Consider the following 10,355-nt stretch of genomic DNA (forward strand, 5'->3'; position numbering starts at 1 on the left):
AGAAAAAGAATAATAAAAATTGTAAGCGCTATTTTAAATTGAGATAGAATCTGTTATCATTCATTAATGAAAACGTTTGCGCCTTAAAAAAGAGAAAAATGAATGATGAATGAAATGGGGTAGCATAATGGAAAAACAATGGTGGAAAGAAAGTGTAGTATATCAAATTTATCCTCGTAGCTTTATGGATAGTAATGGTGATGGTATAGGAGATCTTCAAGGGATTATTTCAAAGCTAGATTACTTAAAAGAGTTAGGGATTGATGTGATTTGGTTATCACCAGTCTATGAATCTCCAAATGATGATAATGGTTATGATATAAGCGATTATTGTAAAATTATGAACGAGTTCGGAACAATGGAAGATTGGGATGAGCTATTATATGAAATGCATGAACGTAATATGAAACTTATGATGGACTTAGTTGTTAATCATACTTCGGATGAACATAATTGGTTTATTGAATCACGTAAATCAAAAGATAATAAATATAGAGATTACTATATATGGCGCCCTGGAAAAGAAGGGAAAGAACCGAACAACTGGGGAGCTGCTTTTAGTGGATCTGCATGGCAGTATGATGAAATGACGGATGAATATTATTTACATCTGTTTTCTAAAAAACAGCCAGATTTAAATTGGGATAATGAAAAGGTAAGACAAGATGTTTATGAAATGATGAAGTTTTGGTTAGAAAAAGGAATTGATGGCTTCCGTATGGATGTTATTAATTTTATTTCTAAAGAAGAGGGATTACCAGCTGTTGAAACAGAAGAAGAGGGGTATGTTTCAGGTCATAAGCATTTTATGAACGGTCCAAACATTCATAAATATTTACATGAAATGAATGAGGAAGTATTATCGCATTATGATATTATGACGGTTGGTGAAATGCCTGGTGTAACGACAGAAGAAGCGAAATTGTATACTGGAGAAGAACGAAAAGAGTTGCAAATGGTATTCCAATTTGAACATATGGATTTAGATTCAGGAGAAGGTGGAAAGTGGGATGTAAAACCATGCTCACTTCTTACTTTAAAAGAGAATTTAACAAAGTGGCAAAAAGCATTAGAGCATACCGGATGGAATAGCCTTTATTGGAATAATCATGATCAGCCTCGCGTTGTATCTCGTTTTGGTAATGATGGAATGTATCGCATTGAATCAGCAAAAATGTTAGCGACAGTTCTTCATATGATGAAAGGAACGCCATATATTTATCAAGGAGAGGAAATTGGAATGACGAACGTTCGATTCCAATCAATTGATGAATATCGAGATATTGAAACGTTAAATATGTATAAAGAAAAAGTGATAGACCATGGTGAAGATATAGAAAAAGTAATGGAATCTATTTATATAAAGGGTCGTGATAATGCTAGAACTCCGATGCAGTGGAATGATCAGAATCACGCTGGATTTACAAAAGGTGAACCTTGGATTACTGTAAATCCTAACTATAAAGAGATTAATGTGAAACAAGCAATCCAAGATGAAGGTTCAATTTTTTATTACTATAAGAAATTAATTGAACTACGCAAAAATAATGAAATAGTTGTGTATGGATCATATGATTTAATATTAGATAATGACCCTTCTATTTTTGCTTATGTAAGAACATATGGAGATGAAAAACTACTTGTCATTGCAAACTTTACTGCGGATGAAAGTGTATTTGAAATGCCTAAGGATATTAGTTATAGTGAATCAGAGTTATTTATACACAATTACGATGTAGAAATCGGATCAATAGATAACATTCCATTACGTCCGTATGAAGCGATAGTGTTCAAATTGAAATAAGAAAAAGCCTTATGCCATTTCGAACTTGGCATAAGGCTTTTTTGGATTACCATTTTAATATGGAGAATCCATATGGAGGAAGTGTAACTTGTAATACACTTGCTTCCGCTGAAAATTCTTCGTTTGTATAAATGTTAATTATTTTCTTACCAGTAACATGAAGAGGGAGTGAAACTGTAACTTCACTATTAGTAGGGTTTAAAACGAAAAAGATAGTTTCATCCTCATATGTTTTCGTATAAGAAATATAATTATGTTCATCATTTGCTTCGATGAATTGAAAAGTACCATGTCCTCCAAATGCTTTATGTTGTTTACGTAATAAAATCAATGTTTGTATATGGGTAAATAATGCATGATCTTGTTCTTTAGTATCCCAAATCATACATTTACGGCAATCAGGGTCCATGCCGCCATCCATACCAATTTCATCCCCGTAATAAATACAAGGAGAGCCGATGAAAGAAAGATGGAATACATAGAGCAATTTCAACTTATTTTTATCTCCGTTGCATGTTGTTAAAATTCTTGGAGTATCATGGCTGTCTAATAAATGAAATGCTGCTTCATTTACATTCATAGAGTAGGAATGTAGAGATTCTGTAATTTGCTTCATGAATTCACTTGCTTTAATGGAATCGTTAGCAAAGTAAGAAAGTAGAGCATTTGTAACAGGATAGCTCATGACAGCATCAAATTGATCGCCTTGTAGCCACGGAAGGGCATCGTGCCAAATTTCTCCCAAAATATATACTTCAGGATTTAGTGTCTTTATTTCAGTTCGGAATTCTCTCCAAAAGTTGTGATCGACTTCATTGGCGACATCAAGGCGCCAGCCATCTATATTGAATTCTCGTACCCAATAACGTCCTACTTCAAGTAAGTATTCTTTTACATCTGGATGAGCTGTATTTAATTTAGGCATATACGGTGTAAAGGCGAAAGTATCATAATTTGGAAGTGGTTCGGTTATAATCGGAAATTCATGAATGTGGAACCACTCTTTATATGCGGACTTCTCACCATTCTCTAGTACGTCTTGAAATTTCTCGAAAAAGTATCCACTATGATTAAACACAGCATCGAGCATTACTTTTATACCGTGCTTATGACATTCTTCAACGAGCTCTTTAAAAGTTTCTTTCGTCCCAAATTGTGGGTCAATTTCCATATAGTCAATTGTGTCATATTTATGGTTTGAATGAGCTTTGAAAATAGGTGTGAAATATATTCCGGAAATGCCAAGCTTAACAAGGTAATCAAGGTTTTGAATAACACCAGAAAAATCTCCGCCGAAAAAATTAGTTGGAGTTGGATTCGCACTTCCCCAAGGAAGGGTGTTTTCTGGATTCAGCGTACTATCGCCATTAGCGAATCGCTCAGGGAAAATCTGATACCAAATGGTGTCTTTAATCCAAGATGGTGCTTTGAATACATCATCTGCATGAATAAATGGAAAACAGAAAAAGTTACCAACATCATCATTTGGAATGCTAGAAAAGAATCCTCGCTCTGCATAAATAAGAGTGTCTGTTTCAGATTTTAATTCAAACCCATAACGTAAGCGCTTAAATTTTGGTTCGATTGCAATGGACCAATAATCAAATAATGCAGTAGAACCCGTTTTTTTCATGGGTGTACTTGCTGATATCCATTTCCCGTCTTTCCATTCGTAAGGATCACCGTAAATAAGATCGGCGCTTTGAATATCATCTCTCTTAGTACGTACTCGGATGTGAATTGTTTGTTCATCATAAGCGTATGCATAATTATCTTTCGGCCTATGATAAATGGCTTCTTTAAACATATAGAAAATCCCCCTTCAATATCTCTATACATAGTATTCCCTTAAGTGTAATAATAAAGCCTGTATTGCAAACGATTGCCTTTCTCGTAGCTTTAATATTGCTTATAAGAGTAGTATTCATTTTATATAAAGTCAATGTATAAAGAGTATAATGACATAATTTTTAAATTAATATTTGCAAAATGAATAAAAGAATGTATAATGATAGACAAATAGCGCAAACGTTTTCATAGATTGAGATATTGTTTGCGCTTCAATTAAACTATCAAATGCAAACGTTTTCAGTTACTGAGGTACATAGACAATTTAGGGAGGTTTTTGGGATGAAGAAAGCATTATCATTATTAACGGTTTCAGCATTATCTATTGGTATGTTATCTGCATGTGGACCGAAAGATTCAGGGAAAAAAGAGGAAAGTAAAGCGAAAAAAGACTATGATCTTCTTGTTTGGGAAGATGATAAAAAAGGTGTTGGTTTAGAACCAGCAGTGAAAAGCTTTGAGGAAAAATATAAAGTAAAAGTAAAAGTTGTTGAAATGCAAATGACAGATCAAGTGAAGAAGTTACGCCTTGATGGGCCAGCGGGGACTGGACCAGATGTTGTAACATTGCCACACGATCAAATCGGAAATGCAGTAACAGAAGGTTTACTTTCTGAAGTGAAAGCAGATGATGCTGTAAAGAGTAAATTTACTAATTCATCAATAGAAGCACAGACATATAACGGAAAATTATATGGTTTACCAAAAGCAATTGAGACACCAGTCTTTATTTACAATAAAAAACTAATGCCAAAAGCGCCAGAAACGATGGACGAGCTGTTTAACTTCTCAAAAGAATTTACGAAAGATGGCAAGTACGGATTTTTAGCATTAGGAGATAACTTCTACTTTGCTAATGCATTCATGGCAGGTATGGGCGGTTATGTATTTGGTGAAAAAGATGGAAAGCCAAATGCAAGTGATGTTGGATTAAATAATAGTGGAGCAGTACAAGGTGCTGAATATCTTCAAAAATGGTACAAGGAAAAATTATTCCCAAAAGGTATTATCGGTGAATCAGGTGGGCCTGCTGCTGATGGACTATTCAATGAAGGAAAAGCAGCTTCTATCATGAATGGCCCATGGGCGTTCCAAGCAATGGAAAAGAACGGGATTGATTATGGCGTTGCTCCAATGCCGAAATTACCAAATGGTCAACCAATGAAAACGTTTGTTGGGGTTAAAGGATGGCATGTAACAAGTTTCTCTAAACAAAATGATTTAGCTACAAAATTCACTGAGTGGGTAACAAATGAAGAAAACGCAAAAATTCGATTTGAGAAAACAAAAGAAATTCCTCCAGTAAAATCAGTAATGGAAGATCCAATTATTAAAGATAACGAAGCTGCAAAAGCAGTTGCAACGCAATCTGAAAATGGAATTCCAATGCCAAACATTCCAGAAATGCAAGAAGTTTGGAAACCAGCTGGAGATGCGCTTCAATTAGTTGTTACAGATAAAGAGGCACCAAAAGCGGCGCTTGATAGTGCAGTGAAACAAATTAAAGGTAATATTGAGGCAAATCATAACAAGAAAAAATAAGGTGAAATTCGTGCCTCTAATATGAGAGGCACGAATTCTCTCCCTTCCATGTAGGAAGAAAAAAGGGGGAAGGAACATGCAAACATCTATGGAACCAGCAAATGGGTTAAACCGTTCAAAGCATAGGAAAATGGCAACCATGTTATCAATCATTCCAGGCGTGGGCCAAATGTATAATAAACAATTTGTAAAAGGTCTTATTTTTCTAGTATTAACAGGTTCTTTTATTGTAGCCTTTGCTGATTTATTAAATATGGGATTATGGGGTATTGTAACGCTTGGTACAGAAGTTCCACGTGACCATTCTGTCTTTCTATTAGTAGAAGGAATCTTGGCCCTTATCGTTATCGCTTTTGGGCTAGGCATATATGCATTTAACTTATATGATGCATACCAAAATGGAAAGAAACGTGATAGCGGAACAGCGTTAAATTCTGTAAAAGAGCAATATCGTAATTTGTTAGATCAAGGTTTTCCTTATTTAATGGTTTCACCAGGTTTTCTACTACTTATCTTTGTTGTCGTATTTCCAATCATCTTCGTAATTTTAATTGGATTTACAAACTATGATTTATATCATTCTCCTCCAGCTAAATTAGTAGATTGGGTGGGCTTTAAAAACTTTATTGATATTTTCACTTTACCGATGTGGAGAGAGACATTTGTAAGTGTATTCTCTTGGACTGTCATTTGGACATTCGTTGCAACAACATTACAAGTTGCACTTGGTATTTTCTTAGCGATTATCGTAAATCAGCCTGGTATTAAAGGAAAGGCGATTATTCGAACAATCTTCATTTTACCGTGGGCGGTTCCAGCATTCGTATCTATTCTTGTTTTCTCTGGTATGTTTAATGAAACATTCGGAGCGATTAACAATCAAGTATTAGCTTTATTCGGAATTGAAAAGATTGCTTGGATGACAGATCCATTTTGGGCGAAGATTGCTTTAATTATGATTCAAACGTGGCTTGGGTTCCCGTTTATCTTTGCGATGACAACAGGTATACTGCAATCGATTCCGGGAGAATTATATGAAGCGGCTACAGTAGATGGAGCGACAGCTTGGCAACAGTTTCGTAAAATTACATTGCCACTTGTGTTATATGCAACAGCACCAATATTAATTACGCAATATACGTTTAACTTTAATAACTTTAGTATCATCTATCTATTTAATGGTGGAGGTCCTGCTGTAGCTGGACAAGACGCAGGTGGAACGGATATTTTAATTTCATGGATTTATAAGTTAACGATGACTTCAGCGCAGTACGGAAAAGCAGCAGCTCTTACAATGATATTATCGTTAATTGTTATTACAGTTGCGTTATGGCAATTTAAGAGAACAAAATCATTCCAAGAAGAGGATATGATGTAAATGAATATTAAAAGACAGAAGATGTTACGTCTCTCATTAAGTTATTTAGTTATTTTCGTAATGTGTGCCATCATTTTCTATCCGTTATTATGGATTATTGGCTCATCGTTTAATCCAGGTGATAGTTTATCTGGATCAAGTATTATTCCACAAAATGCAACGTTAGATCATTATCGTAAGTTATTAGATCTAGAGAATAGTAATTACTTACTATGGTATAAAAATACATTAAAAGTAAGTGTTTTAACGATGATTTTCTCAGTGTTAGCAATTAGTTTTACCGCTTATGCATTTTCGAGATATCGTTTTGTTGGAAGAAAAAATGGTTTATTAACATTTTTAATTCTGCAAATGATTCCAAACTTTGCAGCGTTAATTGCTTTATACGTATTAGCTCAATTAACAGGATTAATTGATACACACCTTGCATTAATTTTAATTTATGTAGGCGGGGCTATTCCGATGAATACATGGCTTATGAAAGGGTATTTTGATACGATTCCGAAAGAACTGGATGAATCAGCTCGAATGGATGGAGCAGGACATTTTCGTATTTTTTGGCAAATCATTATGCCACTTGCAAAGCCAATCGTAGCGGTTGTAGCGTTATTTACTTTCATTGGTCCATTTACAGATTTCATTTTAGCGAGTATTATTTTGCGAACACCAGAAAATTATACTTTAGCAGTTGGATTATATGAAATGGTTGCGAAGAAATTCGGTAATGAATTTACAACGTTTGCAGCGGGTTCTGTGTTAATTGCGATCCCAATTTCAATTTTATTCCTATCACTACAAAAATACTTTATTTCTGGTTTAACAGCTGGAGGTACAAAAGGATGAAAAATGGGACATTACGTCCCATTTTTCTTTTCATCTCCCTATAAATAAGTTTATAGGGAGATGAAAAGAGATTTGACATCACATGTGAAAAGAAGTGAAATAAATAGTATATTATAGTATAGGAAAAAATAGCTATATCCCTTACAATACATGAAGAGGGAGAATAGGATTAGTTTTGCAAGATATAAGAAATGAAAGTTTATGACTTGCAATGAGTGCGAGATAAAATATATGAAAAATGGCAGAGAAATGAGAGGAGGGGGATTTTTATGACAGTTACAATTAAAGATGTGGCGAAGCAAGCGAATGTTGCACCATCAACAGTTTCTCGTGTAATTGCTGATAATCCAAGTATAAGTGAAAAGACAAAGCGCCGTGTTAGGAAAGTGATGAGTGAATTAGGGTATCATCCCAATTTAAATGCGAGAAATCTTGCGAACCAAACGACGAAAACACTTGGTCTTGTTATGCCAAGTTCTGCAAGTAAAGCTTTTCAAAATCCATTTTTCCCAGAAGTTATAAGAGGGATTAGTTCATTTGCACACGTAGAAGGTTATGCGCTTTACATGTCGACAGGTGAAACGGAAGAAGAAATTTTTAATGGTGTCGTAAAGATGGTACAGGGACGCCAAATTGGTGGCATTATTCTTTTATATTCAAGGGAGAATGATCGGATTATTCAATATTTACATGAACAAAATTTCCCGTTTGTTTTAATAGGAAAACCATATGATCGAAAAGATGAAATTACATATGTAGATAATGACAATTATACAGCTGCAAGAGAAGTGGCAGAATATTTAATTTCATTAGGGCATAAGCAAATCGCGTTCATTGGTGGTGGATCAGATTTACTTGTAACGAGAGATCGTTTAGCTGGTATGAGTGATGCCTTGAAATTAGCAGACATTGTATTACCAAAAGAATATATTTTACATTTTGATTTTTCGAGGGAAAGTGGTCAACAAGCTGTTGAGGAATTAATGGGACTGCAGCAACCGCCAACGGCAATTATGGCAACGGATGACTTAATTGGACTTGGTGTGTTAAGTGCTCTTTCTAAAAAAGGATTCGTTGTACCGAAAGATGTTTCTATTGTAAGCTTTAATAATGCTTTATTATCAGAAATTGCGAGCCCTCCACTTTCGACAGTTGATGTGAATATTTATCAGCTAGGATATGAGGCAGCAAAAGCTTTAGTTGATAAAGTAGAGAATGCAGAATCCACTGCAAAGTGTATCATTATTCCTCATAAATTACTAAAACGTCAAACTTGTGATCATTATGCATAAAAAAGCTAAGAGTTTAACTCTTAGCTTTTTTCATTAGAAAGGCTTCTAATCGGTCGCAGCCTTCTTTTAAAGTTTCGATACTATACGCATAGGACAAGCGAAGGTAGCCTTCACCGTATTCAGAGAATGCTGTTCCAGGAACTACAGCTAGTCCCGCTTCTTTGACAAGATCAAGTGCAAAATCAAATGATGAAGATGTCAAATGACCAACATATGGGAATAAGTAAAATGCACCTGTTGGCTTTTCAACTGTTAATCCCATTTGAGTGAGTCTATTATATACGTAATCACGGCGTTTTTTATATTGGTGGCGCATCATTTTTGGTGCGTCTTTAGCTGCTGTTAATGCTTCAATTGCAGCGTATTGAGCGATTGAAGTAGCACACGTTACATTGTATTGATGAACTTTTAATATGTGTCCTGCTAAATAACTTGGTGCAAATAAAAGTCCAACACGCCAGCCAGTCATAGAATGTGATTTAGATAAACCGTTAATGACAATTGTTTTTTCACGTATTTCTGGGAAATGAGCGATAGATGTATGCTTTTGTTCATATACAAGCTCGCTATAAATTTCATCTGAAAGGACGAAAATATTTTTATCTTTTAAAACATCTACAATATCTTTTAGCTCTTCTGTTGATAAAGTTACACCGGTTGGGTTAGAAGGATACGGTAGTACGATACATCTTGTTTTTTCTGTAATAGCATTTTTAAGCGCTTCAGCTGTTAAACGAAATCCAGTTTCACGAACATCTACAAAAATAGGCGTTGCACCGCATAATCGAATAATAGGTTCGTAGCCTGGATAAATAGGAGCAGGTAAAATTACTTCTGTTCCTGGCTCTAAAATCGTTCGGAATGCAACATCAATTGCTTCGCTAGCACCGATTGTAACGATGGTTTCGTTTTCAGGTGAGTAATGTAAATCGTAGTTATCTTTTACGAAGTTACAAGCTGCCTTACGTAATTCTAGTAAACCAGCGTTATGTGTATAGCTTGTATAGTTTTCTGTAATAGCCCGTTTTGCCGCTTCTTTCACGAGAGAAGGTGTAGGGAAATCGGGTTGTCCAATTGTTAAAGAAATCAAATTACCATAGTTTTGAATCATGTTAGAGAATTGACGGATTCCAGAAATTTGGATATCCTTCACTCTAGGGTTAATGAATTGTTCCATTGTATCTCCCTTTCTTCCGTTTGAAAATTAAGTTCATTTTATCATATTTTCTATGATTACGCTTTGTATATGTTATTTAGAAAGAGAGAGAAAAGAGAAAAAAAGCCGCTATAAGCGACTTTTTAATATCCGTATTCCCAATCTATTTCATCTTCATTCCAGAGTACAGAGGATACCTTGCCAAGGTGAACAACTGATTCGTTCACAGCACATGTGCAGTTTTCTTCTCCCGCTTTATGCTGTAACTCTTCATATACTGATTTTTCAACATTTTCTAGAACAACCAAATTTTCTTCTTTTAAAACAAGCGTAGTACCCGCCATATTTATCTTCCTCCTACTAAAGTAATGATCACTTATTTGTAAACATAGATAGTATGGATTATATGCTGTATTTTGCTATAGTTGTCCGTCTAAAAAAGTATTTTTATATTTTCTTTGTAATCCGTATTCATTGTATACTGCACGAAGG

The 10,355-nt window shown here is 34.9% G+C and carries 8 protein-coding genes; 5 read left to right on the forward strand and 3 right to left on the reverse strand.

The annotated features are described in order from the left end of the window. Positions 1-127 precede the first annotated feature (127 nt). Complete coding sequence (gene malL / locus ACQGS6_RS17290; protein WP_000415182.1) at positions 128-1,804, forward strand: oligo-1,6-glucosidase; 1,677 nt, start codon at positions 128-130, stop codon at positions 1,802-1,804. A gap of 46 nt (positions 1,805-1,850) precedes the next feature. Here malL and ACQGS6_RS17295 read toward each other — a convergent pair whose 3' ends face one another. Beyond that, on the reverse strand, positions 1,851-3,611 hold the full coding sequence (locus ACQGS6_RS17295) for an alpha-glycosidase (protein WP_000471776.1): 1,761 nt from the start codon (positions 3,609-3,611) through the stop codon (positions 1,851-1,853). A gap of 323 nt (positions 3,612-3,934) precedes the next feature. Here ACQGS6_RS17295 and ACQGS6_RS17300 point away from each other — a divergent pair, with 323 nt between their 5' ends. From ACQGS6_RS17300 to malR, 4 genes are all read left to right on the forward strand, one after another. Then, positions 3,935-5,194 (forward strand): extracellular solute-binding protein, encoded by a 1,260-nt coding sequence (locus ACQGS6_RS17300; protein ID WP_000709923.1) that lies wholly within the window; start codon positions 3,935-3,937, stop codon positions 5,192-5,194. Between the two features lie 76 nt (positions 5,195-5,270). Next, positions 5,271-6,572 (forward strand): maltosaccharide ABC transporter permease MalC, encoded by a 1,302-nt coding sequence (malC, locus tag ACQGS6_RS17305; protein WP_030027745.1) that lies wholly within the window; start codon positions 5,271-5,273, stop codon positions 6,570-6,572. Beyond that, positions 6,573-7,415 carry a maltosaccharide ABC transporter permease MalD gene (gene malD, locus ACQGS6_RS17310; RefSeq protein WP_001022608.1) on the forward strand — a complete coding sequence of 281 codons (843 nt, stop codon included), beginning with the start codon at positions 6,573-6,575 and terminating at the stop codon, positions 7,413-7,415. Between the two features lie 269 nt (positions 7,416-7,684). Continuing rightward, positions 7,685-8,707: a maltose operon transcriptional repressor MalR gene (malR, locus tag ACQGS6_RS17315; RefSeq protein WP_000219053.1), complete on the forward strand. Its 1,023-nt coding sequence runs from the start codon at positions 7,685-7,687 to the stop codon at positions 8,705-8,707. Positions 8,708-8,720: 13 nt separating this feature from the next. Here malR and ACQGS6_RS17320 read toward each other — a convergent pair whose 3' ends face one another. Both ACQGS6_RS17320 and ACQGS6_RS17325 read right to left on the reverse strand, forming a co-directional pair. Then, on the reverse strand, positions 8,721-9,884 hold the full coding sequence (locus ACQGS6_RS17320) for an aminotransferase A (RefSeq protein WP_426965352.1): 1,164 nt from the start codon (positions 9,882-9,884) through the stop codon (positions 8,721-8,723). Between the two features lie 122 nt (positions 9,885-10,006). Beyond that, positions 10,007-10,207, reverse strand: a complete 201-nt coding sequence (locus tag ACQGS6_RS17325) for a hypothetical protein (RefSeq protein WP_000929280.1) — start codon at positions 10,205-10,207, stop codon at positions 10,007-10,009. Positions 10,208-10,355 lie beyond the last annotated feature (148 nt).

It is taken from the genome of Bacillus sp. GMs2/2, assembly GCF_050172095.1.
GTDB classification, from domain to species: domain Bacteria; phylum Bacillota; class Bacilli; order Bacillales; family Bacillaceae_G; genus Bacillus_A; species Bacillus_A cereus.